The sequence below is a fragment of the Paraburkholderia sp. BL6665CI2N2 genome (assembly GCF_004366535.1).
GTDB lineage: Bacteria > Pseudomonadota > Gammaproteobacteria > Burkholderiales > Burkholderiaceae > Paraburkholderia.
On record NZ_SORC01000001.1, the window covers coordinates 2,621,562 to 2,646,081 of the forward strand.

At 60.2% G+C, this 24,520-nt stretch carries 20 protein-coding genes; 10 read left to right on the forward strand and 10 right to left on the reverse strand.

From position 1 onward, the window contains the following. Window positions 1–217 precede the first annotated feature (217 nt). Both B0G81_RS11695 and B0G81_RS11700 read right to left on the reverse strand, forming a co-directional pair. Entirely contained in the window at window positions 218–2,299 is a 2,082-nt protein-coding gene (locus B0G81_RS11695) for a hypothetical protein (RefSeq protein ID WP_134135505.1), read from the reverse strand. Window positions 2,300–2,598: 299 nt separating this feature from the next. Further along, window positions 2,599–3,288, reverse strand: coding sequence for a hypothetical protein (locus B0G81_RS11700; RefSeq protein WP_134135507.1), 690 nt, complete (start codon window positions 3,286–3,288; stop codon window positions 2,599–2,601). 151 nt (window positions 3,289–3,439) lie between these two features. On the opposite strand from B0G81_RS11700, the gene B0G81_RS45365 reads away from it, so the two are divergent. Together B0G81_RS45365 and B0G81_RS11710 are read left to right on the forward strand one after the other, a co-directional pair. Continuing rightward, window positions 3,440–3,763, forward strand: coding sequence for a DUF6471 domain-containing protein (locus B0G81_RS45365; protein WP_134135509.1), 324 nt, complete (start codon window positions 3,440–3,442; stop codon window positions 3,761–3,763). Window positions 3,764–4,518: 755 nt separating this feature from the next. After that, complete coding sequence (locus tag B0G81_RS11710) at window positions 4,519–5,466, forward strand: toll/interleukin-1 receptor domain-containing protein (RefSeq protein WP_134135511.1); 948 nt, start codon at window positions 4,519–4,521, stop codon at window positions 5,464–5,466. Between the two features lie 53 nt (window positions 5,467–5,519). Here the strand turns inward: B0G81_RS11710 and B0G81_RS11715 are convergent, their stop codons facing one another. Then, window positions 5,520–6,194, reverse strand: coding sequence for a hypothetical protein (locus B0G81_RS11715; RefSeq protein ID WP_134135513.1), 675 nt, complete (start codon window positions 6,192–6,194; stop codon window positions 5,520–5,522). A gap of 505 nt (window positions 6,195–6,699) precedes the next feature. On the opposite strand from B0G81_RS11715, the gene B0G81_RS11720 reads away from it, so the two are divergent. The 5 genes from B0G81_RS11720 (at window position 6,700) to B0G81_RS11740 (ending at window position 12,217) form a co-directional block, all read left to right on the forward strand. After that, on the forward strand, window positions 6,700–8,292 hold the full coding sequence (locus tag B0G81_RS11720; RefSeq protein WP_208328528.1) for a flavin monoamine oxidase family protein: 1,593 nt from the start codon (window positions 6,700–6,702) through the stop codon (window positions 8,290–8,292). After that, the gene (locus B0G81_RS11725) at window positions 8,285–8,704 is read left to right on the forward strand and encodes a cytochrome c (RefSeq protein ID WP_106280795.1); all 420 of its coding nucleotides are present in this window, start codon (window positions 8,285–8,287) and stop codon (window positions 8,702–8,704) included. Before B0G81_RS11720 ends, B0G81_RS11725 begins: the two co-directional genes overlap by 8 nt. A 151-nt stretch (window positions 8,705–8,855) precedes the next feature. Beyond that, window positions 8,856–9,788: an NAD(+) diphosphatase gene (gene nudC, locus B0G81_RS11730; protein WP_134135515.1), complete on the forward strand. Its 933-nt coding sequence runs from the start codon at window positions 8,856–8,858 to the stop codon at window positions 9,786–9,788. A 262-nt stretch (window positions 9,789–10,050) separates the two neighbouring features. After that, on the forward strand, window positions 10,051–10,743 hold the full coding sequence (locus B0G81_RS11735; protein WP_134135517.1) for a phosphatase PAP2 family protein: 693 nt from the start codon (window positions 10,051–10,053) through the stop codon (window positions 10,741–10,743). 163 nt (window positions 10,744–10,906) lie between these two features. Then, window positions 10,907–12,217 carry a tryptophan leader peptide gene (locus B0G81_RS11740; RefSeq protein ID WP_134135519.1) on the forward strand — a complete coding sequence of 437 codons (1,311 nt, stop codon included), beginning with the start codon at window positions 10,907–10,909 and terminating at the stop codon, window positions 12,215–12,217. A 73-nt stretch (window positions 12,218–12,290) separates the two neighbouring features. Here B0G81_RS11740 and B0G81_RS11745 read toward each other — a convergent pair whose 3' ends face one another. Continuing rightward, window positions 12,291–14,339 carry a pyridoxamine 5'-phosphate oxidase family protein gene (locus B0G81_RS11745; RefSeq protein ID WP_134135521.1) on the reverse strand — a complete coding sequence of 683 codons (2,049 nt, stop codon included), beginning with the start codon at window positions 14,337–14,339 and terminating at the stop codon, window positions 12,291–12,293. Window positions 14,340–14,372: 33 nt separating this feature from the next. Continuing rightward, a complete protein-coding gene (locus B0G81_RS11750) occupies window positions 14,373–15,014 on the reverse strand; it encodes a glutathione S-transferase (RefSeq protein WP_134135524.1) in 642 nt (213 codons plus the stop codon). A 109-nt stretch (window positions 15,015–15,123) separates the two neighbouring features. Between B0G81_RS11750 and B0G81_RS11755 the strand changes: the two genes are divergently transcribed. Continuing rightward, on the forward strand, window positions 15,124–16,044 hold the full coding sequence (locus B0G81_RS11755; RefSeq protein WP_134135526.1) for a LysR family transcriptional regulator: 921 nt from the start codon (window positions 15,124–15,126) through the stop codon (window positions 16,042–16,044). A gap of 57 nt (window positions 16,045–16,101) precedes the next feature. On the opposite strand, the gene B0G81_RS11760 is transcribed toward B0G81_RS11755, so the two are convergent. From B0G81_RS11760 to betC, 3 genes are all read right to left on the reverse strand, one after another. After that, window positions 16,102–17,250, reverse strand: coding sequence for a porin (locus tag B0G81_RS11760; protein ID WP_116121491.1), 1,149 nt, complete (start codon window positions 17,248–17,250; stop codon window positions 16,102–16,104). Window positions 17,251–17,520: 270 nt separating this feature from the next. Continuing rightward, window positions 17,521–18,471, reverse strand: a complete 951-nt coding sequence (locus B0G81_RS11765) for a choline ABC transporter substrate-binding protein (protein WP_106280811.1) — start codon at window positions 18,469–18,471, stop codon at window positions 17,521–17,523. A gap of 55 nt (window positions 18,472–18,526) precedes the next feature. After that, window positions 18,527–20,065, reverse strand: coding sequence for a choline-sulfatase (betC, locus tag B0G81_RS11770; protein ID WP_134135528.1), 1,539 nt, complete (start codon window positions 20,063–20,065; stop codon window positions 18,527–18,529). Window positions 20,066–20,228: 163 nt separating this feature from the next. On the opposite strand from betC, the gene B0G81_RS11775 reads away from it, so the two are divergent. Together B0G81_RS11775 and purU are read left to right on the forward strand one after the other, a co-directional pair. Beyond that, on the forward strand, window positions 20,229–21,143 hold the full coding sequence (locus B0G81_RS11775) for a LysR family transcriptional regulator (RefSeq protein WP_134135530.1): 915 nt from the start codon (window positions 20,229–20,231) through the stop codon (window positions 21,141–21,143). Between the two features lie 137 nt (window positions 21,144–21,280). Further along, the gene (gene purU, locus B0G81_RS11780; RefSeq protein ID WP_134135532.1) at window positions 21,281–22,156 is read left to right on the forward strand and encodes a formyltetrahydrofolate deformylase; all 876 of its coding nucleotides are present in this window, start codon (window positions 21,281–21,283) and stop codon (window positions 22,154–22,156) included. A 106-nt stretch (window positions 22,157–22,262) separates the two neighbouring features. Here purU and B0G81_RS11785 read toward each other — a convergent pair whose 3' ends face one another. Together B0G81_RS11785 and B0G81_RS11790 are read right to left on the reverse strand one after the other, a co-directional pair. Further along, window positions 22,263–23,120 carry a glycine betaine ABC transporter substrate-binding protein gene (locus B0G81_RS11785; protein WP_106280818.1) on the reverse strand — a complete coding sequence of 286 codons (858 nt, stop codon included), beginning with the start codon at window positions 23,118–23,120 and terminating at the stop codon, window positions 22,263–22,265. A 136-nt stretch (window positions 23,121–23,256) separates the two neighbouring features. Then, window positions 23,257–24,504 (reverse strand): hybrid-cluster NAD(P)-dependent oxidoreductase, encoded by a 1,248-nt coding sequence (locus tag B0G81_RS11790; protein ID WP_134135534.1) that lies wholly within the window; start codon window positions 24,502–24,504, stop codon window positions 23,257–23,259. Between the last annotated feature and the right edge of the window lie 16 nt (window positions 24,505–24,520).

The following is a 24,520-nucleotide window of genomic DNA, read 5'->3' on the forward strand; positions in this document are numbered from 1 at the left end:
GGTACCGCGTCGCGCAGCCACGCCAGCGACCCGAGCGGTCGGTTGAATACCACAAGGTGGGCACGGTGGTCATTCTGAGCGGACCACGGGGCCGAGATTTTTTTACTATGCCGATCATAAACATTCCTAATCATTCAACTTTCCTTTCCGGCGCTGGTTTTAACGGCGACCTCGATGCTATTGCCCGTATCGCGACGGAACAACGAGGTTCATTTTCCTAGAGAAGCCCGAAACGGTTGCGCTTCACGGCTGCTACCGGTTTCGCAGCGGACTTAGCTGACGGCTTTGGTGTTGACGCAATGCTGCCTTGCCTCTTCGGTTGAAAGGACAGAATACGTGCTACCTGAACTGCTTCGACGTTCCGGGGACTCTCCGCTGTATTTACTGAATTGGCAGCAGTGTCTTTGGAGGATACGCCACTCAGGCCTGCGTTCTGCTCCCTCTTTGCGGCGTCCAAAGCGACGTCGGCAAGTTTCTTCGGGCTCGCTGCCGATTTTTTTTTGCGCGCTCGTGGCGACGACGCGGGCATAGCCATCGACGACTCGATTTGCTGCTCCACTTCAATGTTTGCGATATAACCATCGCGGATGTCGGCCTCGGCTTGTCTACGCTCAGTGATTGTGTGGAGAACACGGGCGTAACGACCCGTCACTTCGAGCATGCCGAGAAATTCCATCGTATCTGCCGATACCGCGAATGCATTGTTTGCGTCACGCCGGTTGATGAACAGAATTAGGGTCCTTCCGATCCATTTGTCGGTATTAAAGATAGCCTTATTGGTATAGGTTGCGCCCCACTTTTCTACATAAGGGAGGCGTCGGCTTTTTTTGCTTCCTGCACGCACTACCGCACGCTCGGCCTTCGCGAAGCGAATCCATTTCGCATAATTCACACGAGGCAGTGGCATTGGAAAAACACCTGACGCCTTGTTCTTGAGCAGCCTATGAAGCTCGGCCACCGGGTTGCTCCCGTGCAAGCCGGCCTTGTTCAAAATGTTGGATGCCCGAACTGCCTTCGACAGAATGCGGGTTACGTCTTTAAGACGTATGTTGTTTACAATCGCTTCCTCATTTGGATTTGTGCGCCGGCTGTCCGTAGGATCGGTCCCGTAGGTTGAAGCGAGCCTTGCCGGGCCTCGTCGCGTGACGCTACGGAATTCACGTTCAATCTCGATACGATCCATCCATTTTGCGACACGGCCGAGGTTCACAGCGCAACCATAGATCCGTACCATGCTGCGCAGCGTATCTCCTGCCAGATTCGCCCAGCCATTGTCGAGACGAATGGCCGACATCCCGTGACCTTTGAAAGCCGGGAAGAAGGCGTTGAGAATGATCGCCTCCTCACTCTCTTCAATCTCGGTGTCTAGACCGGCCTCGTTCACTCCAATGGCTTCGGACTCTAGGACGTCAATAGCATCGTCTGAAGCGGGGTTTCGGGAAAGACTGATGTGGAAGCCAACAATCGCTTTGAGCCGTGGGCAATACAACATGCCCCAATACCATCGACGCACGGGCACACGTTTTATCTGTCCATCCGGCAGTTCAATCTCGAAGACCGACGCCGCGTCGATTTTTGCGTAGTCCAGTTGTAGACAGGATAGATGTCGCATCTGCGGGAGCAGGCTCTCGATGGTTGGGTCGTGCAGCCGCCGGCTCGCCACAGCCTCTCCATGTTGAACTACATCGGTCTCTCTGGCGTTTTCTTCAATATATTTTCGGCAGTATGCGTAGACGCCAGACCTGCCTCGGCTGCAAAGCCGAAAAGGCCACTCTGCATCCGACACGCCTGCTGCCTTTGCCATTGCAAGTACTTCATGCCAGACCGCCTTAAGTTCAGGCCGCGCTTCAGGAATAACACCCTTGATCGTCCCATCAAGTCTGCCGTGGACGTGTTCACGAATTGCATCGTGCGTCCTGAAGAAATCTTCGCAACAACCGGCAAAACCTCGATCTCGTGCGTTTCCGTCGCGATCCTCTCCGCCACCTGTCGATGGCACGTGCCGTTCATAAGCCTTTGATCGTCTGTACGGAATAAGCGCATAGAAGCCGGGAATTCCGCCAGCCGTCGGACGGACGCACATCTTGACGAAGCGTATGACCTCCGACTTGCAAATCTTTGTCTTCGCCCTGATTTCCTTGAAGGACTCCCCGTTTGCGTACGCTAAGACTGAATTCCTTCGGTTTTGGAAGCGCTTCTTGTCAACCTCGTTATCGACGAACACGTCGTCAGGCACCTCGTCCCAGGTTGCCGGATGACCGTGGTCAATGCTTATCAGGCCCCGTATGGCGAGCTCCATCGTTCGACACCTTTCCGGATCGTTAAAAGACGTGGTGAATCCTGGCCGCGCGACTGAGAGCAAAACTCCGCTCTGGCGAAATGCCTGCCGCCCCTTGCCGCGCCGGTCACCAACCGGGCGGCATTGACGCCAGCAAATTAAGAACCTTTTTCCCCTGGAAAAAAAATGCTCATCCATTCAAGACTGACAGCCTCCCGCCAGGCACCGCTCGCGCCCGAGACTACCCATTCGGAGTCGATTTCCCACGTGGCGTCTGTATATCTCGTTGCCTATTGATAACAGCGCCGGAAGGTTATCAATTAGTTATACGAAATTTTAGAGTCCAACGAAAGAAGTGCTGTCGTCAGATTGGTCTTCGCGACGCCTCTCATCAGCGCGAAGCCGAGACTGGATAGCATCCGTGCTGAATCCACCCCCTCCGCTGACAGCAGCGTCTCCAGTCGGACACTCTTCCCGGGTTGCAAGGCGGCGGAAAGAATTCCCTGCTCATGGGCACAATCGAATCGTTGTGGGTCGGCGCAGTTCATCCGCGCCGACAGCAGCGCCCAATTATCGAAAAATGTGTCGTTCACGTCTTTTCGACAGATCACCTCGTGCGCCGCACCGGCGAGTTGAGCGGCGACATTGAGCGCATCAATGCGTGCAGTTACAACGGCCTTCCTGGCGCGCGTGGCTACGGTCGTGATCCACCTTGTGCCCCCACCGGGGAGCGTCGCGACAAAATCTGGATTCGTGCGCAGGCTTTCCCCCTTCGGTCCCTGATAAGGAATCGACACGTCGGGTTCGTCAGTGAAGGTCACTATCCCGACGTCACCGGTCAACAGGACGGCAACTATATAACGCATGTCCCCTAGCAACCCCATGACCTTCTCCGTTTTCGGCGACCTGTACACCCACCGGTTCAACGCGGCATGTCTCGGGTCAAGAAACAGATCGTTATGGGTCACCTTCCAGGCCGAGTCCCAAAGGGGCAATCCGTGCTTATTCATACAAAATCCTTTCAACTATACGGTTGCGGGACGGTTCCTGGTAACATGGAGCTTTTGGGAGCCGGGCCGACAAATGGACACTAAATCAGCTTGCAGTCGATCAATCATATTTGATAACATTTGTTTTCAATCGGCCTAAAATTGAGCATATATGATTGAGCCGAGCCATCCTACACCTGTTTCTTCTCGTACGCAAGGCACGAGAGGGGAACCTGCGCCCGTCGATTACGCTGAATCTGCGACTCGAGCTCTGAAGGGCTTGCTCGATGCACGGAGGATGTCGTATGCAGATCTGGCCGAGCGACTGACGCAACTGGGGATGGCGGAGACTGAAACGTCGGTGTCACAAAAGATACGCCGGGGAAGCTTTCAGTTGGCCTTCTTTCTTTTGTGTATGGACGCGTTGAATGTCGATGAGGCGTTGGTTATCGCTCCGAGCGCAAAACACTCGTCGCCAGTCCAGCTTCGAACCTAGACGACAGCAACAATCCGGCGCGTACCAAACACTGTGCAGGCCAGACGGGAGCCTTAGGGCAAGTAGTCATCTGTGGATTCGTCGCAGCTCGCGGGTCGCGAAGTGGCTGCATTGCCGCGACGCTCGACGGCGGAACGCATCGCATACGTTCGTTAGAATTGCCGAGCTCCCGACGAAGGTAGGATGTTCCGCAACCCAGCCCCATGCAGCCTCAAGCCTCTCGGACGCAATATGCGCCGAATGCAGACCAGGGAATACTGCCGTCCTACTGCTAGTTGATCCGCATGAAGCAAGGAGTGCCGTGTAGCCGGGCGATATAGAAGGCGTGTCTGCGCCAAAGCAGCGGATTGCAGCGGCGAGAGACTCCACTTGCTCGACTCGCGCTGTTCCAGAAGCAAGGGGCAAACCTCACACAGACCTGAAGCCTCAGCGTTCCCAGCGTCGGCGCGCCCATCGGCTGGAACCAGTCTTCCGCGTCCACCAGGAATTCGCCAGCGACGTGAGGTTATCACTTCGACGGAGCACCGGCTTAGTGCGATACGTCGGTGCGCCGAATGGTGCGGTATGCCGAAAGCCCGGCGGCAACGCCCGCCCGCGCGCGGAAGGCAGTCTGGCGAACAAATTTGATAACATCAGTCAGCCTGGAGAAATATGCACCGCGCGGGTTCGTGTGCAACCGTTCCCGGGGGGCTGCCGAACTTTGTCGGGCATCGAATCAACGGGATGCCGAATAAACCTTTTAAGTCGAGTGAAGTGTGAGCCGAGCCTTTGTCTCTTATTGCCACGTCGACGAGCAGTATCGCGCCGAGCTTGAAAAGCATCTGTCACTTCTGAAGCGACAGGGTCTGATTGACGTTTGGAGTGATCACCGCATTCCTCCTGGCGGAGATATCGACACACATATCAGCGCGGAACTTGACGCGGCCGATCTCATCATTTTGCTCGTCAGCTCGGATTTCATCGCTTCCGAGTACTGCTACGGAACGGAGATGAAGCGCGCGCTGGAGCGTCATCAGGCGGGCTCTGCGAAAGTCGTCCCCATCATCGTTCGGCCGTGCGACTGGACAACCGCCCCACTGGGAAGACTTAAGGCGCTGCCGAACGACGCGAAACCGGTCGTCAAGTGGCCTACGCTTGACGACGCTTTCGTCGATGTCGTTCAGGCGCTGCGCAAGCTCCTCTCGAGCCTCCCGCAACGACAACCCTCCGCCAGCTCGACGCCTGGTCTAGCTGGCCCTGCTCCCATCGCGGAAGTTGCACCATTGCGGCCACGGGCGAGTTCACTTGCGCTGCGTAAGGAGTTTCGCGATATCGACCGCGAAGCGTTTCTCGACGAAGGATTCGCTCATGTTCGGGCGTATTTCGAAAATTCACTCGAAGAGCTTGGACCGCGAAACCCGGCCTACGAAGGCAAGTACAGGCAACGGTCTGAGCATGCGTTCACTGCGACCATCTACCGCAACGGAGAGAAGGTTTCGGGCTGCTACATTCGCTTGACCAGCATGTTCGGCGGGTCGCGACAGGTTGGGTACTCGGGTAGCGACGACGCGAATGACAACAGTTTTAATGAAACCTACAGCGTTGACGCCGACGACCAGTCGATGTATTTCAAGGGATTGGGTTTTTCTGGGGACCGGACCAAGCTGACCCACGAGGGCGTCGCAGAAGCCCTGTGGAACATGTTCACCGAGCGTCTTCGCTGAACGGAACCATCCCGAGGCGAGGTCTGACGGACCGTCGACAGACCTCTCTAACGCTAAGGCTTTGCTCCCCCGATGCCGAGCAACTCAGCCCCCATCCGGGCGGCAGCAAGATCCCAGCTGGCAGCATCGCTGACGTTTCGAATGCGCCAGCATAGATGTCGTACTGCGAGAGACGACGAGATGGCGTGGCCTGCGCCGAACTCAGCCGTCTTTGCAAAATGGAGGTTCGACCCGTTCAACAAGACCGCCGTCAGTTGCGCTGAGATCCCCTCGCCGTCTGATGCAAGCAAGCCCAGCGCTTTGCTCGCAAAATCCGCAAAAATCTCCGAATAGAAATCCGCCAGACACGCTACCTCGGCGTTCCCCTTAGACATTGTCGGGAACCTCCAGACACCCGCAATCAGATGTCCATCGCGATGAAGTTCATAAGCCCAGTTCGGCTCGGCACGGTCATCATGTGCCGCCACTCCCCTAAATGTCGGCGTTGGCTGATAGTTGGTTCGAAATCCGTTCCACCAGGAGTGCTGCTCCATCTGGTTCCCTCGAAGGGCCAGCACAGTTGCCGGAAGCAGAACATCTATCTCTAAGTCCTTTTCCGTTGGCGACGCCTGAATAATTAGCACGGGCTTGTCCTGCAGGCAGCGCGTCTCAACGAATTCGGCAAGACGGTGAAGCAACTTCGGGTGATCCGCATAAGCGAGCCGCAGCACGGAGTCTTCTATGAACATGGGATTAGCTTCACCTGGTTATCAATTGCAATTGTTCCATTCGAGGGCAGCACCGGCCCGTCAATCATGTGGCTTTCCGTTGATGACAGATTCAGCAGGAGACATTCTCGCCGAATATGCTTTCCCATCCACTCATGTCTTCGGCTCCTCTTAGATCGTAATGATGTTACCGGATATTGGCGATGCCAAGACGACGGAAGCGACTCCAGCGATAAAACTCGCAATGAGCGCGGCGAACGGTGGAGCCCAGGTACACCAAGCCGTCGGTAGGCGCACCAGATGCATCGGCGTCGCTTGGTTGCCTACCAATTTTGTAGAAATTCCCATCGTGATGCGGTATGGAGATTTCGCGAACTTGCGAGGGTAGTCTGCAGATTTTGAAAATCACGAAATTCTCCGAATCTCCCGCCATCGTTTGCCTCTTCCAGAAATTACCCAATTACGTCAATGGGTTAGCATTGACAAGCTGGTACTGGGATTTAGAGAATCAGAATACCAGGTCCTTATGTCGAGAATGACCCCCAACGGGATGAGCCGCCGGCATCTACTGACGCTGATCGGCAGGAACCTCGGCGCGGCCGCCATGATGCAAGGTATGGGCACGCTCGGGTTCGCCGCTGCCTCCACCTATGCCGGACCGATCCGGCTTGATGGCGCGCCCAAAGGAACGCGCATTCTAGTGCTCGGCGCGGGCATGGCCGGCCTCGTCGCGGCCTTTGAGTTGAGGAACGCGGGCTACCACGTACAGGTGCTCGAATACAACGACCGCGCGGGTGGCCGGGCGTGGACTGTCAGGGGTGGCGATCGTTATACAGAACTCGGCGGTGCCACCCAGTACTGCGATTTCGCCGACGGTCTCTATCTGAACCCGGGGCCGTGGCGCATTCCGTATCATCACCGGGGTGTACTCGACTACGCAAGGCGCCTGAAGGTGCCGCTCGAGCCGTTCATCCAGGTCAACTACAACGCCTACCTGCATTCGACAGAGGCCTTCGCTGGTCAACCCCAGCGATTCCGCGCGGTGCAGACCGACTATCAAGGCTATATTGCCGAGTTGCTTTCCAAAGCGATCCGCAAAGACGCACTCGACGATGCGCTGTCAGCCGACGATGCGCAACTGCTACTCGAATCCCTGCGCCAATGGGGTGCGCTCGGTCGGGATGGTCGCTACCAGATGGGCGGCCGAAGCAGCGAACGTCGTGGATTCGAAACCGCGCATGGCGGTGGGCTGATGCCCGAGGCCGTGCCATCGAATCTACTGCCGCGCGAACCGTTGCTTGCATCGCGTTTGTGGCAATGGCTGTCTTCGGGCAACGAGCTGGACTATCAGAGCACCCTCTTCCAGCCCGTCGGCGGCATGGACCGGATTGCCCATGCGCTTCATTCGCAGGTCGCGAGCGCCGTGGTGTTCAACGCCAGAGTCACGGGCATCCTGCAGGACGAGCACGGCGTCACCGTGCGCTATACCGATACGACCACCCGGACCGAACGGACCGCGCACGCGGACTGGCTCGTGTGCACTATTCCGCTCTCGATTCTGAGTCAGATCGACATTGCGGTTGGCCCGGCCATGCGCGCCGCAATCGATGCCGTACCTTACGAGACATCGGTGAAAATCGGCTTGCAATTCGGCCGGCGCTTCTGGGAGGAAGACGAGCAGATCTACGGCGGCATCACGCACACCGACCTGCCGATCTCGACGATCGGCTATCCGGCAACAGGTTACGGTTCGAGCGGTCCTGCGGTGCTGCTCGGCGCCTACATGTGGGGACCCGCCAGCTATGAGATGGGTGCGCTGCCGCCGGCCGAACGGATCGCCGTGGCATTGAGCCAGGGCAGCCAGATTCATCCGCAGTACGCGCGTGAGTACCAGAACGGCTTCGCGATGAGCTGGAGCCGGTCACCGTTTACGAATGGCTGTTTCGCTGCCTGGACGGATGCGTTGAGGCAGGCGCATTACGCGAATCTCTGTCAGATCGACGGACGGATCGTCCTCGCCGGCGAGCACGCTTCCCATATTCCGGCATGGCAGGAAGGCGCCGTGCTGTCGTCACTGGATGCGATCACCCGATTACATCGGAGAATCGCCAATGGATAGGCCAAAGCTGATCCTCGGCGTGATGCTGATCGCCTTGTCGATGGGCGCCGCGACGATACCGGCTCAGGCGGTGGCGCAGGACGCGACGCGCACCTTCACGATTTCGCCGGGCTACCGCTTCACCGAAAAAAGCGGCGAAGCGCTTTACAACGCCAGTTGCGCGGGATGCCATATGCCGGATGGAAAAGGCGCACAGGGCGCGGGTCACTTCCCCGCGCTCGCTGACAACCCGGCAGTCGAAGCCGCACCCTACGTCATCATTAACGTACTCCACGGGCGAAAGTCGATGCCATCGTTTGGCGACGAGATGGATGACGATCAGGTCGCTGCTGTCGTCAACTACACGAGAACCCATTTCGGCAATCGGTTTTCCGGAGGTGTCACGCCGAGCCAGGTTCGAAGTTTGCGCTGAGTTGACATGGTAGGGATATGGATGCGTGGTCTCCTTTGCGCACCCTCCTCCATCTGGCCATCACGTCCTGCGAGCCGACTGAACCTGAACGGGCGATAACGCCCAACCCCGTGCCATACTTGCGGATCTCCCTGCTACCTTGACGACCGTGATGATCGCCACTTCCGCGTCCATCGGCTTTAACTTCAACCCGCTCGACCGCCACTCCGACAAGCGGGACGACCACGCCTTCATCGAGCATCTACGCAACCATTCGGCGGCGCGCTTTCTCGTCTTTCATGGCGACGTCCCTTTGCTTAAGCGAGGCAACGAGTATGACCCGTGGTTCGCCGCAGGCGAAACCACCGCCTTCGGCGAGCCGCTTCATAGGATTTTCCTGGGCGAAGAAAGCGACGGCAGCGGGCGTTTCGCGCTCGGCTTCGCGACGACGGACCCAGAGCCGGACAGCGGGCATGAACACATCGACCTTCGCTCGCTAGCGCTGCAAGACCTCGTCGCTGCTGGAGCCCTCGGCGTTCTGGCTGAGGCCAAGTCGATGCTCGATTGGCATCGCCGCCATGGCTTCTGCGCGAACTGCGGCTCCGCAAGCCGCGTCACCAACGCCGGCTGGCAACGCATCTGCGATGTTTGCGGCGCGCGCCATTTCCCACGGGTGGATCCAGTCGTGATCATGCTGGTGATAGACGGCGAACGGTGTCTGCTCGGCCGCCAGCGGCATTTCGGCAAGGGCATGTACTCGGCGCTTGCCGGTTTCGTCGAACCGGGCGAGACCGCCGAAGACGCCGTGCGCCGCGAAGTAATGGAGGAGGCCGGCGTGACATGTGCGCGGGTTGTCTACTTTGCGTCGCAGCCGTGGCCGTTTCCTTCATCGCTGATGATCGGGTGCTTTGCACAGGCGAGCGACACGGACATCGTCATCGATACGATAGAACTCGAGGACGCCCGCTGGTTCTCCCGTCAGGAGGTCGCGGCGATGCTGGCGGGAACGCATGCCGACAGACTGTCGGCGCCCAAGCCATTCGCCATTGCCCATCATTTGCTGCAGGCGTACGTCGCGAAGGGTGATTCGGTATTGATCGGCTGAGTGGTCAATCCGCACCGCCGCTACACGCGCCGCGATACGCCCTTCCGCTTCACGCGCAGATTCCCATTGGGCGCCCGTATGCAAGCGGAAGTTCGGAAAGCGTGTGACGCCCTAAAGCAAGCACTGCCGGCGACATGTCCGCCGCGGCTGTCGACGCGCAATTGACGCGCGATTGACGGATATCGCGTGAGCGCCAGGAAATGCGGCGCATTGATTGGGATATGCTAATCTCGGTCGCCTAGCTCAACTTTATTACAAAATAATGAACAGCTTCGATTTGTCTATCGAAACATATCTGTCCAACCTACACTTCGGCCATCTCGCGACGCGATCCATTGCAAGTATCGCCGACCTTTACACATTCAAAGGCCTCGTACTCATTCCCGTGCTTTGGTGGATGTGGTTTCAGCACGACGAGCGCCGCGAATGGCGACGAGAAATGGTTTTCGCGACGCTTTTCAGCGGCCTCGCGGCGCTCGTCGTCGGAAGACTGCTGACTCACTGGTTGCCGTTCAGGGTTCGCCCCGTCTACAACGCCGAACTGCATCTGCAATTTGCCGGTAGCGATATCAACGACGCACTGCTGAGCAACTGGAGTTCCTTCCCCAGCGACCACGCGATGCTATGGATGGCGGTCGCCACCGGTATCTTCCTCGTGTCGCGTCGCATCGGCGTGCTGGCGATTCTCTATACGGCGCTGTTCATTTGCCTTCCGCGCGCCTATCTCGGCTTTCACTACCCGACCGATTTGCTGGTGGGCGCCGCCGTGGGCATCGTCATTGCCTATGTCATGACGCGAGACGCCATCCGCGTGCGCTACGCCACTCCGGCGCTGCGATGGATCGAACGCCACCCGGCGCCTTCAGGGATGCTGGCCTTCGTTCTGTGCCTCGAACTCGTTACGCAGTTCGACGAACTGCGCACACTGGCGAGCAGTGTAGTCAGAAATTTATAAACCACGCGTGGCGCTGGAAGTGTCGGTGTGGGGTGTCCAGCGCCCTCTCGCGCATGAGCGGGCGGAAAAAGCCTTGTTTTTGGCGGAACCGGTTCAGTGATCGGCGGCCGGGTGTGCAAGTATCGTTGCCAAGGCGCACACCCACCCCTTTGCGAGGTTCAGGATGGTTTGGAGACTCTGGAAGACCGAGAAGCGGCAAGATGGGACGCAAAGCTGGCCAAGCGATACGAATCAGTCGATCAAGCAGCTTCTGGGCATGTACCTGAGCAGCGATGCCGCGCCGTTCGCAGGGTGGGCCGCGCCCGGCATCATATTCACGCCAGATGTGGAACCGGTCCTGCGAAACGGAGTCCGCGGATATCAGCTCGCTCTCTGGTTCTGGCTCTTTGCCGAGAAGCACGGCACGATCGCGGCACGCATGGTGCGTGAGTCGTTCTGTCTGTTCGCTGAGGAAGCGCAACCGTCATCCGGTGAGAGGATCGATGCCCTCCTCGACTTCGAAAATCGCCTTGCGCATTCTATCGAGGGGATTTCCTCCGGGGAGCGCACGTTCCGGCTGGAGAGCCTGCCGGTCGAGCTGCCGATGGAATTCTTTCTGGCCACGGGTTTCCTCCGGCTTGCACCGGAGTCCCCTTATGCCGGAGAAAATGAGAGCGCCAGTCTGCAAGGCAACGACTACAAGCTAGCTGACTGCTTTCGCCATGCAACGGAGGAGGCGTTGGCGGTCTTCCGGGCGATGATCGACAAAGTCGAATTTGACGCAAAATCGCTATCCAACTGGAAATGGAGCGCCCATCCGGGCGCTGCCGAGCGACATCTGCAACGACGCCACGGCAATCCCCTGTTTCCCTTGCACCGCCAGATGGTGACGGCGCATGACGTCTATGAAGCACGTCTTGCCGACACCCAAGCCCTTCACGAAATCAGCAACGAGCTCGGTGAGCTCAACCACTCGTTCGCGCAGACGACCGAACTGCCGCTGAACTGGCAATCTTTCCTCGACGGATATCGGGACTACGTCGACCGGCTCGATGAACGCCGCCTCGCGGCGGGTGGGCAGAACGCGCCGCTCGGTGACGCAATTGCCAGACTGCGCACCGACATCCTCACGACCTGGCGCACTTCCCTTCACAGAAGCCGCCATAGCCTTGCCGCGCTGGACCAGGAAGAAGCGCAAAGGGCCGAGCGACGCGCGCTTCTGTACGGATCCGACTGGACCGCACAGCTTCTCAGTAACGGTTCTCTGATACCGCCGGAAGAGGTCGTCCCCGCCCTTCTGAGTGAGTCCCCGGCTGAGCTGGAAAAGGTGGTGACCGCCCTTCAGGCGGAGCCCCGGCTGCATGACACGCTCGTGCATTGCCGTGCAACCGCGCATCGACTTGACAACGAAGCACGCTCGGGCGGCCGCAATATTCCCGACATAGCCGGCAAGCTCCGTATTCTCGACGGTCCGCCCGAACAGGTATCGCACTGAACTCGCCGCCGGCCGAAAATCTCTGGATTAGCCGGGCGAGCACCATCAGGCGTTGGCTTTGCGCCGCCGTCGATCAAAGATCCAGCGTCACATTCGCGTCGCCGGCCACCGGATGCGCCATGCAAACCAGCGCCGCGCCGGCTTCGATTTGCGCCTCCACTTCGCCGTCGTACTTGACCTGGCCCGACAACAAACGCGTCGAACACGTCCCGCACATGCCCGACCTGCAACTCGACGGCGCGTCGATACCGTGTGCTTCGGCAAATTCAAGCAGGCTGCCGTCGCGCGGCAGCCATTGAATCGTGCGCCCGGAGCGCGCAAAGGTCACTTGCACCGCGCCCGCGTCTTGTGCCGACCTGTCCAACGGCATCGGCTCACTCTTGATGGCAAGCACACGCTTGACGCTCGCCGGACCGAACGCTTCGAAACGAATCCGTTCGTCGGCGACATTCAGTTCGCGCAGACCTTCATACAGGTCACGCATGAACTGCTCGGGGCCGCACAGATAGAAGTCGTAGTCGTCGAAAGGAAGCGCGCGCTTTAACGCGTCTATGCTCACACGCCCGGCCGAGACGCCTGGGGTGACCTCATCGGCGGCGCTATCGAAAAGATGCAGGGAAAGCGCGGTGTTGTGCGCGGCAAGCTCTTTCAATTGCGCGCTGAACGCACGTTCTCGATCGCTACGCGCACCGTGAAAGAAGAACACGCGCTTCGCTTGCGCACCCGCCGTGCGAGACGCTGCCAACGCATGCCGAAGCATCGCCATCATCGGTGTGATGCCGATGCCCGCCGAGATGAACACGGCGGGCCGCGGGCTGTCGTCATCGAAGACGAAAGCACCGCGCGGCTTCATCGCTTCGATCTGCGCTCCGGCAACGAGATGCTCATGCAGCCATTGCGAAGCCACGCCTTCGCGCTTCACGCTGATTCGATACCGGTGCGCATCGTGCGCATCGGACAGCGTGTAGGTCCGCGACAAAGGCGTGGTGGAGTCCGCCACCGGCACGCGGATCGGCAGAAACTGCCCCGGCTTGTACGACGGCAACGGCGCTCCGTCGACCGATTCCAAATAGAAGGAACGGATCGACGCAGTCTCCTCGACCACCGCCGCGACTTTCAGCTTGTGCCACGGCGATACGGCCACCGGCTTTTGCACCGCCGCCGCGAACTGCGGCGCGTACTCGACGTCCGACCAGCGAAACGGCAGCGCGCTACGGCTGCGCCGCACTTCCTGTATGTGAAAACGAACCAGACGTTGCGCGCCTTCGAAGGCCGCCAGCTGCGCGCCGTCCCATACGATTTCCGCGCGCGCCGCGATATACAGCAGATCGCCGCTCGCAAAGTCGATGAACAACAGCCCGGCGCGCGGATCATGGATCAGGTTGCCAATCGTGTTGAAGAAATTGTTGCCGACAAAGTCCGGCGTCGTCAGCGTGTGCTCATCGTCGACACGCACAAATCCCGGTGCGCCGCCGCGATGCGAAACGTCGACGCCGCGCGCGAGACCCGCGTCCTCAGCAAGATTTGCGCTCGCGATGAAAAACGTATCCGCCCGCGCCAGGAATGCGCGGTCGGCATCGCTGAGTTGTGTCGCAATTTCCGGCGGCACGGAAGGTTCCGACGCACTCTGCTCCACCCACGTCGGTGTACGGCTCTGGATGTACTTGTTGCAATTGCCGAAACTCTGACGAACCTCGATCGTCAACGCCGCCCCGTCCGCCGACGTCACCATGCCGTTGATCCGGTTGCGCCGGCGAGTCTGCGGCTGCAGCCCGAGGCCGCCGATCATCGAACCCTTCTGCCAGCTATCCGCGAGCGGATCGCCGGCTAACGCACCGCCTTCGATGCGCAACGTCTTCGCATCCGGCGACGACACAAAGCCCGGCAGCCCGGCGCGTACCGTCGCCCACGGCTGCCCATGCACGTCGACGCCGCCGATCACCATGAACGGCTGCTCGGCAAAAAACTTGCGATGCTGGTCCGGCATGTAGCGCCGGATCCCCCGGCGTCCCGACGCTTCCGCCACGCTTCGCACCCCCACGCGCTGCTGGGCGGCGAGTTCGGCGGCATGAAACGGCGAGGTGTCGACGCCCCAGCCATTCAGAGGGATAACGGTGGACATGACCGGACTCCGGTGTCGTGAAGGATCAACCGCTCATTGCGCGAGCAGCCCCGCTTTTGTCGAGGGCATCGCGACGAACCGCGGCAACGCCTCGACGCGGCGCAGCCACGCACGAATGTTCGGATAGGGGTCGAGCGACACGCCGCCTTCCGGCGCGTGGGCGATGTAGGTGTGCGCGGCGATATCCGCGATAGTCACCTGATTGCCTGCCGCGAACGGCTTGGCCGCCAGTTCCCGGTCGAGCACGTCGAACAGCTTCACGGCCAGCTTCTTCGCGGTCTCGTGATCGTGCGGCGCACCGAACACGGTGACGAGCCGCGCCGTGCACGGCCCATACGCGATCTGACCGGCGGCGAGCGACAGCCAGCGCTGCACAGCCGCCGCCCCGAGCGGGTCATCCGGCAACCAGGAGGCGTCGCCATAGCGCTTGGCCAGGTACACCAGAATCGCGTTCGAATCGGACAGGGTGATGTCGCCGTCCTGAATCGTCGGCACCTGGCCGAACGGGTTGAGCGCCAGATAGTCGGGCTTGCGGTTGTCGCCGGCCTTCATGTCCAGTTCGACCACTTCGAACGGCAGATCCAGCAAGGTCAAAAACAGCTTCACCCGATGGCCGTGGCCGGATAGCAGGGTCGTATAGAGGCGGATCGGCTGGGCGGGTCGGGCAACGGACATGACAGGTTCCGGAAAGGTGAAGGGATGAAGCGAGGATAATCCGCCCGCACCCCTTTGCAGAAGCCTGATAATCCGGGAAACACAGTCAATCGAAGATGGACAATCCACCATGGCCGACGTACGCGACGTAAACCTGAACCGGCTGGCGATCTTCGTCGCGGTCGTCGAGGCTGGCTCGCTAACCGCCGCGGCGGCGCGTCTGGGCCTCGCCAAGACGATGGTCAGCACGCACATGCAGCGGCTCGAAGCGGAGGTGGGCGCGAGCCTGCTGGTGCGCACAACGCGGCGGCTCGGTTTGACCGAGCCCGGCCGCGCATTCTACGAAGCGAGCGTGAAAATCCTCCGCGCCACGGAAGACGCGCTGGCGGCGATCGGCGGCGAAACGGCGCCCGTGCGCGGCACGTTGCGCGTGAGCTCGCCGATCGATTACGGTTCGCTTGCGGTCGCGCCGGTATTAGTGGAATTGCGCCGCACGCATCCGCAACTCAATGTCGAGTTGCTGTGCACCGATCGTTATGTGGATCTGATCGCGGACGGCATCGACGTCGCGATCCGCCTGGGCCGGCTTGCCGATTCCAACTTCCGCGCGGTGAAACTGGGCAGCTTCGTCAAATGGATCGTGGCGAGCCCGGATTTCGTCGAGACCTGGGGGCTACCGCAAACACCCGCCGAACTGTCGGCCATGCCCTTCTGCGCGTTGACGGTGTTGCCGCGTCCGCTGACGCTCGACCTGCAGCGCAACGGCGGCAAAGGCGATGGCGACGCCGAAAGCGTGCGCTGCGAAAACGCGTTGCTGGTGAACACCGCCGACGCCTGCCGCGCAGCGACCCTCGCCGGCGGCGGCTTCGGCCTGTTGACGGACTTCTCGATCGGCGGCGATATCGCTGCGGGTCGGCTGATCCGCCTGCTGCCGGAATGGGCGACCGAGCCCGCGAGTATTCAGGCTATCTTTCCGCCCACGAGTCATCCTCCGCCCAAAGTGCGGGCGCTGATCGAGACGTTCAAGAAGCAGCTCGAGCGCGCAGCGTAACGGCACAGCTGGTGTCCCGTGAACCGGGACACCTTCGAGCCTTCGCGTGTCAACGCGTCAGAACGAATGCCGCATGCCGATCCGCACATCGCTCTGCGTGTTCGACGTGGACGGCGTGAAGCTATAGCCGATCACCGCATTCACGCCATCCGACGCGCGCAGATAATCGCCGGAGACGTAGACGTCCGTGCGCTTGGACAGCAGGTAATGCAGCCCGAGCGAGCCCTGGTTCCAGTGATTGCCTTCGAACCGCGTGTGCTGATAGCCGCCGTACAACATCAACGCGGGCGTGAAGGTGTACGAGGCGCCCGCCTCATAGACCTGCATATGCGAGGTCTCGCCGACTCCCTTGATGGTCGTGTACGTAAAGTTGCCGCTCAACATGACCTTGCCGATCGTATAGGCCGCGCCGACTGCGAACGCCCCTTGCTTGTCGACCGGAAACGGCGACGAGCTGTATAGATCCGTCACCGCGCCGGTCGCCGGATCGACAGACACGGTCGGCTTGCCGAGGAACGTGCGTGTGCCGATCATCGCGTACGGGTCGAATGCATAGATGCCGTTCGGATTGTTCAACTGCGTATAGGCCGCGCCCATGTTGAACGCGCTGTGCTCGTAACGCGCGCCCACGCTCCACGCGCTCTTGTTGTGGAAGTCACCGGCGGTATTGCCGAACGAATACATGCCGCCGAACGAGAAGCCGGCATAGTCGTTGGAGAGGAACTTGATCGAATTCGGCAGCCGGTCGCCGTTCATGCGGTCGAAGTCGCCCTGATGGATCGCGTAGCCGCTCGCCCACGCCGAGATGTTGTAGAGGTAGACGAACTCCTCCGTCATGTCGAGCTGATTACCCAGCGAGAGTTGCCCCCAGTTGTTCTTCAGGCCCACATAAGCCTGACGTCCGAACTCGGCACCGCCGAATGCAAGTTGCCCGTTGCCCACATGAAAACCCGATTCGAGCACGAACACCGCCTGCAAGCCGCCGCCGAGATCCTCGACGCCCTTGAAGCCGATCCGGTTGCCGTATGAAATACCGTCGTCGAATTTAAACTGGTGAGCGCCGCCGGCATTGTTCACGTAGGTAATGCCGGCATCCAGAATGCCGTAAAGTGTGACGCTGCTTTGTGCATGGGCAGCCGTCGGCGCGCATACAGCGCTTGCCGCGATAGCGAGTCCCGAAAGGCTGGCGGCATTTCTCTTCTTCATCTAATTCTCCCCTGCTCTTTGCCTGCGTATTTCGTTGGATAAAGCGATCCCTGCTGCGTGTCGTTGTCCAACGCGCGGCGCTTCTCGCATGACGGGCAGTTCAGAAACCGGCTGAGACCGAGTGAAACGAATTGGAGCTATCTACGATGCATGCAATAGCCACTCACGTCCGCATTGCCGGATCAAGAATACGGGTCCAGATTTACGAAGATTCGACCGGATGCGACATAAATCTGTCGCACCGCGACCTCATCGTTAGGAATGCGGCTGTTATTTCACGCCGAGTGCGGTCTGCACCGCTTGCAGGCCATTGGCGCCGCTCGCGGTGTTCACGCCGTCGAGCCACGACTTCAACAATTCGGGGTGACGCTTGAGTGCTTCCGTGGCGGCGACATCCACGCCCGTTTTCTTTTCGAGTACTTCGGTAATCACGCCGTTCTCCAGATCGACGTTGAAGGTGAGTTGTTTGAAAAGCCGCCCGACATTCGGACACTGCGTGGCATAGCCGCTGCGCGCGACCGTATTGACTGTGGCACCGCCGTAGTTGGGCCCAAAGTACTTGTCCCCGCCGTCAAGGTACGTGAGCTTGAACTTCGTGTTCATCAAATGCGGCTCCCACGCGAGAAAGACAATCCACTTCTTCTCGCGCACCGCGCGCTCCACTTGCGTGAGCATGCCCGTCTCGCTCGATTCGACAAGCTTCCAGTTGCCGAGTCCGAACGCCTTGTCGTCGACCATTTTCTTGATGTTCTGATTGGCCGGTGCGCCAGGCTCGATGCCATAAATCTTGCTGTCGAACTTGTCGGCATTTTTCGCCAGGTCCGCGAAAGAATGAATGCCGGCGGCGGCCACATAGTCGGGCACGGCCAGCGTGAACTTGGCGTTGCTCAGATTCGGATGCACGACCTCGATCGACTTTTCTTCTTCGAACGGTTTGACCACCGGCGCCTGCGCCGGCATCCAGTTGCCGAGGAACACGTCGATCTGCCCTTTCTTCAGGCCTTGATACGTGATTGGCACCGACAGGTTCGCCACGTTCTGCTTATAGCCGAGCGCCTTCAACAATACGCCGGTCATTGCATTGGTCGCGTCGATGTCGGTCCATCCGGGCCCGGCCATGTTGACCTGCGTGCACGACTGCGGCTCGGCGGCCGAGGCGAAAGTGGCTGCCGCGCACAGCAGCGCAACGCCGGTTACCGCCTGTCTGAAGAGCTTTTTCATTATGTCGGCTTCCTGTTCGTGGGGTGGATTGGATCGTGAGTGGGCAGCGTGCGGATCAACGGGCGATGGCGGGAAAGCGCGCCATTGCTTCGAGCGTATCGAGGTCGATGTGATTGCGCATATAGCGCTGGCTCGCATCGACGCGCGGTTGCCAGTCCCAGGACGCGACCGTGCCTTGCGTAGTCGACGCAAAGTGAAAATGGCGGCGCCGCTGGCTTTTCAGCACTTCGTTGTGCAGCGCGGCGAGGTCCCAGCGTTGCGCGATTTCCTCACGGAATGCCGCGACTTGTGAAGCATATTCGCTGCGCGCGGCAAGGTTTTCGCGTTCCAGCGGATCGGCTGAGACGTCATAGAGTTGATCGGGATCGGCTGGCGTATGAATGAACTTGAACGGCCCACGCCGCAGCATCACAATTGGCGCAATCGCGCCCTCGCCCAGGTATTCGCCGATGGCTTCATCATGGCCGCCTTGCCTGCCCAGCAGATGCGGCACGAGGGTTTGTCCATCGAGCGAATCGGGCCACACGGCCGGTTGCTCGCCGCGCGCCAGTTCGACGAGTGTCGGCACCAGATCGAGATGCGAAACAGAGGCCTTCACGCGATGCGCGTCGAATTGCTGCGGCGCATGCACGATCAACGGCACGCGGCAACCGCCTTCGAAGAAAGTCATCTTGTACCAGAGGCCGCGCTCGCCGAGCATCTCGCCGTGATCGGACGTCACGACGATCACCGTATCTTGCGCGAGCCCAGCCTGGTCGAGCGCTTCGAGGATCGCGCCGAACTGGTCGTCGACGTAGGAGATCGCGCCGTAGTAAGCGCGGCGCGCATTGCGGATCTGCTGATCGGTAGGCGGCGTGCGATCTGCCTCATACACATGGCGCAGACGCTTCGAGTGCAGGTCCGCATGTTCGAACGAATCGCGAAACGCGGGCATGTCGATATCTTCGTCACGATACATATCCCAGTACTTTTGCGGAATCGCGTACGGGTCGTGCGGATGCGTCAGCGAGGCGACCATGCAGAACGGCCGTGCATCCTTGCCCGCATGACGTTCGCGCGCGATATCGAAGAGTTTCTGGCGGGTGGTGAACGTGACTTCGTCGTCGAAGTCGAGTTGATTGGTGCGCACGCACGGACCCGCGTCGATTACCGAACTCATGTTGTGATACCACGTGGGACGTGCTTCGAAGTGGTCCCAGTCGGGTGTCCAGCCGAAATCGGCGGGATAGATGTCAGTGGTGAGCCGTTCTTCGAAGCCATGCAACTGATCGGCGCCGCAGAAATGCATCTTGCCCGACAGAATGGTTCGATATCCTTCAGCGCGAAGATAATGCGCGAATGTCAGCGTTTGCGACGGAAATTCCGCTGCGTTGTCATAGGCACCGATGGCGGACGGCAGCTTGCCCGACAAAAAAGAGAATCGCGAAGGCGCGCACAGCGGGCTCGCGCAATAGGCCGATTCGAATACCACGCCCTGCTGCGCGAGGCGATCGAGATTGGGCGTCTTCGTCAGAGGGTGTCCGTACGCGGCCAGCGCGAACGGTGTCATCTGGTCGGCCATCAGAATGAGAATATTCTTTTTGGTGTCAAGCATGAGTGCGCGCCTCGAATAGAATCGCATGTGTCGATGCGGATGCCGTGATGGATGCCACGGCGAGCGGGCTGCCAGCATGCCGGGCCCGCCATGAGCACCACTATTGCCGTCCAATTCGCGGCTGTGAAGACGGCAATTCGTTATGTGCCTATAAGAGGGTGTTATGTCGAGACAGGACCGCTTGCCGCCTATGCAGGCGTTGACGATGTTCGAGTCCGCCGCGCGTCTGGCCAGCTTCACGGCGGCCGCGCGCGAACTGGGTTCGACCCAGCCCGCGGTGAGTCAACGCGTCGTGCAGCTAGAGGAAGCGCTGGGCGCGCCGCTGTTCGAGCGCGGCCATCGCGGCGTCACGCTCACCGAAGACGGCGAACGGCTCTTCGAAGCGGTACGCCATGCGTTGGACACGATTCGCCACGCCACCAGCGAAATCCGCGCGCGGCGCACGCCGCAAACGCTCACCCTCTCCACCGACTTCGGCTTCGCCACCTATTGGCTGATGCCGCGTCTATCGCAGTTCAAGGCGCTGATGCCGGACGTCGACGTGAAGATCATTACGTCGCAAAGCGTGTTCGATCCGTCGCACGATCAGGCGGACATCGCCATTGCGTTCGGCGATGAACACGCGGACTGGACCGCGCGCGGCGTGGTCAAGCTGTTTCCCGAGCGCGTCACGCCGGTGTGCAGCCCGGCATTTCTCGCGGCGCACCCGTCATTGCGCGCGCCCGCTGATCTGCTGAATCTGCCGCTCCTGCATCTCGAGCCGACCCAGCCGGCGCGCTGGCTGTCATGGGCCGACTGGTTCGCCGCGCACGAACTCGATGCGCCCGCCGCGCATCGCGGCATCACGTTCAACAGTTTTACGCTCGTCGCCCATGCGGCGATCATGGGCCAGGGCGTTGCGCTGGGCTGGGCGCCGCTGGTCGATGAACTGCTTGCCACCGGGCAACTCGTCGAACTGTTCGACCCGCCGGTCGTCACGCAGCGCGGCTATCTGCTCGTCACGCAGCGCGCGGCGACACCCGTGGTCAGCGCATTTCGCCAATGGCTGCTCGGCGAATGCGGGCTCGACGCGGAATAAGCGCTGCGCGGTAGCCTGACGCTCCCGTTCCAGCGCGACGGCGGTTAGCTTCTATCCGCGTGCCCGCCTGATTTGCTCTACTGCGATGATGCATGCCGCGCCCCGTGGCATCGTACTATTGTCCAAGTGGAGTGCGCATGTCCGCCGATTCCCGTCCCGATCAGCTGGTTCTCACCGTCGCCTGTCCGAGCGCGGCGGGCCAGGTTGCCGCTGTCGTCGGCTTTCTCGACCGGCATCATTGCTATATCGACGAACTGACCGTTTTCGACGACGACCTCAGCGAGCGCTTTTTCGTGCGCTGCGTCTTTCATGGCGTCGACACTCAGGAGACGCTGCACGCCACGGCCCTCAGGCGCGAATTCGAGCCCATCGCCGAGCGCTTCCGCATGACATGGGCGATGCACGATGTCGGCACGCGCCCGAAGGTGCTGATCATGGTGTCGAAACTCGAACACTGTCTCGCCGATCTGCTGTTCCGCTGGCGCATGGGCGAGCTGAAGATGGACATTGTCGGCATCGGCTCGAATCATCGCGATCTCGAACCGTTGGCGCAGCAGCACGGCCTGCCCTTCCACCATCTGCCGATCACTGCCGACACGAAGCCGCAACAGGAAGCGCGTTTGCTCGATCTGTTCGAGACTTCGGGTGCCGAACTGATGATTCTCGCGCGCTACATGCAGATTCTCTCCGGCGAAACGAGCCGTGCATTGGCCGCGCGAGCGATCAATATCCATCATTCGTTTCTGCCCGGCTTCAAGGGCGCCAAGCCGTATCACCAGGCGCATACACGCGGCGTCAAACTGATCGGCGCGACCGCGCATTTCGTCACCGACGATCTGGACGAAGGTCCGATCATCGAACAGGTGGTGGAGCGCGTGGATCATTCGTATAGCCCGGAGCGTCTGCTTGCCACGGGACGCGACGTCGAATGCATTACGCTTGCGCGGGCCGTCAAGGCGTTTATCGAACGGCGCGTGTTTATCAACGGCGATCGAACTGTTGTCCTGCAGTAAACGAAAAGAACGCCGCTAGAAGCGGCGTTCACGTTTTTTCAGGCGTTGCCGCTTCATCAAGGCGGCAACGCTTTCGTACGAGTATGCCCGGCAGTGCCCGGCGGAATCACTTCACCCAGCTATCCACCCGGTCGCCATGCGCACTGATCCATGCATCCGCCGCGGCGGTCGGCTTTTCGCCGTTCTGGGTCGCCAGCATCACGCTGTCGATCTCGCCCGGCTTCCACTGGAACTTCTTGAGGAACGCGACGACCGGCGGCGCCTTCTTCTCGAGTTCAGGATTCACGACGCTATCCACGTGCTCCGCTTCGCCGAACACCTTCTTCGGGTCGTCGAGGAATTTGAGCTTGTACTTCGCGAACATCCAGTGCGGCTTCCAACCCGTCACGATAATCGGCTTGCTCGCCGCTTCCGAACGCGCCAGTTCAGCGGTCATCGCGCTGCCTGAACTCGGCATCAACTGATAGTCGAGTCCGTAGGCCTTGATCGCCTCGCTGGTTTTCTGCATCACGCCCGCGCCGGCGTCGATCCCGACGATGCGTGAGCCAAACTCCGCCTTCTTGGCTTCCAGATCGCTCAGGCTCTTCACGTCGACGTTATCCGGCACGATCAGGCCGATCTTCGCGTCGTTGAAGTTCGGCCCGAGGTCGACCACCTTGTCCTTGAAGTTGTTCCAGTACGCGCCGTGCGTGACCGGCAGCCACGCCGACAGCGTCGCGTCCAGGTCGCCGCGCGCCACGCCCTGCCACATCACGCCGGCCGCGACCGGCACGAGTGTGACCTGATAGCCGAGGCGCTTTTCGATCACGCGCGCGGCCACGTTCGAGGTCGCGACGCTATCGTCCCAGCCTTCCACGTAACCGATCTTGATGGTCGGCTTGCTATCGGCCGACACGCTCACGCTGCTTGCCGCCAGCGCCGCGCTCATGGCGCTCAACACGAATATCTTTTTGATCAGTCTCATCGCCGTTCTCCCTTTGCCGTCAAAACAACCCAATGAGCATTTAGAATCGCCAGCCAGAATTACCGGGTAGCGTTGTTTTCCGACATGCAGTTGTCCGCACGCGACTTCCCGCCATTGGACCCATCTTCTTCTCGTCTTACTTATCGACGACGAGATCGCTCAACGGCTTGCTGCAGCACAGCAGCACCATGCCCTGATCGATCTCACGCTGGCGAATCCCGCCGGCGTGTTTCATCGCGACTTCACCCGACACCAGCTTGACCTTGCAGGTGCCGCACATGCCCTGTGTACACGACGCCGGCAACCTCACGCCCGCTTTCTTCGCCGCGTCGAGCACGTGCTGGCCGCTGCCGCATTCGATCTCGCGATTGCTTTTGGCGAAACTCACCTTGAAGCGGATTTCTGTTTCGATGGAAACGGGTGCGGGCGCGAATCCAGGCGCCTCCTCGCGCGCCTCGACGAAACTATCCGCGGTCACCGGCGCGCCAATGCTCTGCAATGCGTCCGCGACGTGCGCAGTGGTCAATTGCGCGGCCACTTCACTGACCGTCTCGAAGGAAAAACTTTCCTCGTGATAATGGCCGCGATCGAAGCCGCCTTCATCCAGCAGATTGCGCACGGCTTGCATATATGGCGCGGGTCCGCAGGTGAAAATCTCGCGTTCCAGATAATCCGGCGCGATGAGCTTGAGCAACGGCAAGGTCAGAAAGCCAGTGACACCGGGCCAGTTCGTGCGTGCGCCAACCCGCTCGCAAACGAACGCCGTGCGGAAATGGGCCTGATTCGACGCGATCAGATCGAGCTCGCGCGCGAAGATGATGTCGTCCGGCGTGCGGGCGCTATGCACGAACACGATGTCGCTGTCTTCACCGAGTTCGTGATGCGCGCGGCTCATCGACATCAACGGCGTGATCCCCGAACCGGCGGATAGAAACAGGAACTTGCGCGCCGGATGCCGCGCGCAGGTGAACTCGCCCGACGGCCCGAGCACACGAACCTCCGCGCCCGCATGCAGATTGTCGTGCAGCCAGTTGGAGACCTTGCCGCCCGGCACGCGCTTCACCGTGATCGAGATCGTGTGAGGACGCGTGGGCGGCGAAGAAATCGTATAGCAACGGTTGATCGATTCACCGTCGATCTCCAGTTCCAGCGTGATGAACTGCCCCGGCTCGAACACGAAGGCCCGCCCGGACGGCGCACGGAAGAAAAAGCTCTTCACGTCGTGCGTTTCCTGACGAACCTGGCAGCACACCAGCGTGTCGTCGGTATCGCTATTCCAGCGTGGCGGCAACGTCTCCCAGAACCGCGGCTGCGTGACGCGGCTCGCAGCGTGATCTGGAGCCGGTTCGGGGCTCAGTTGAAACGTCGCCTGATCGCGCATCATTGTTTTCTCCGACTCC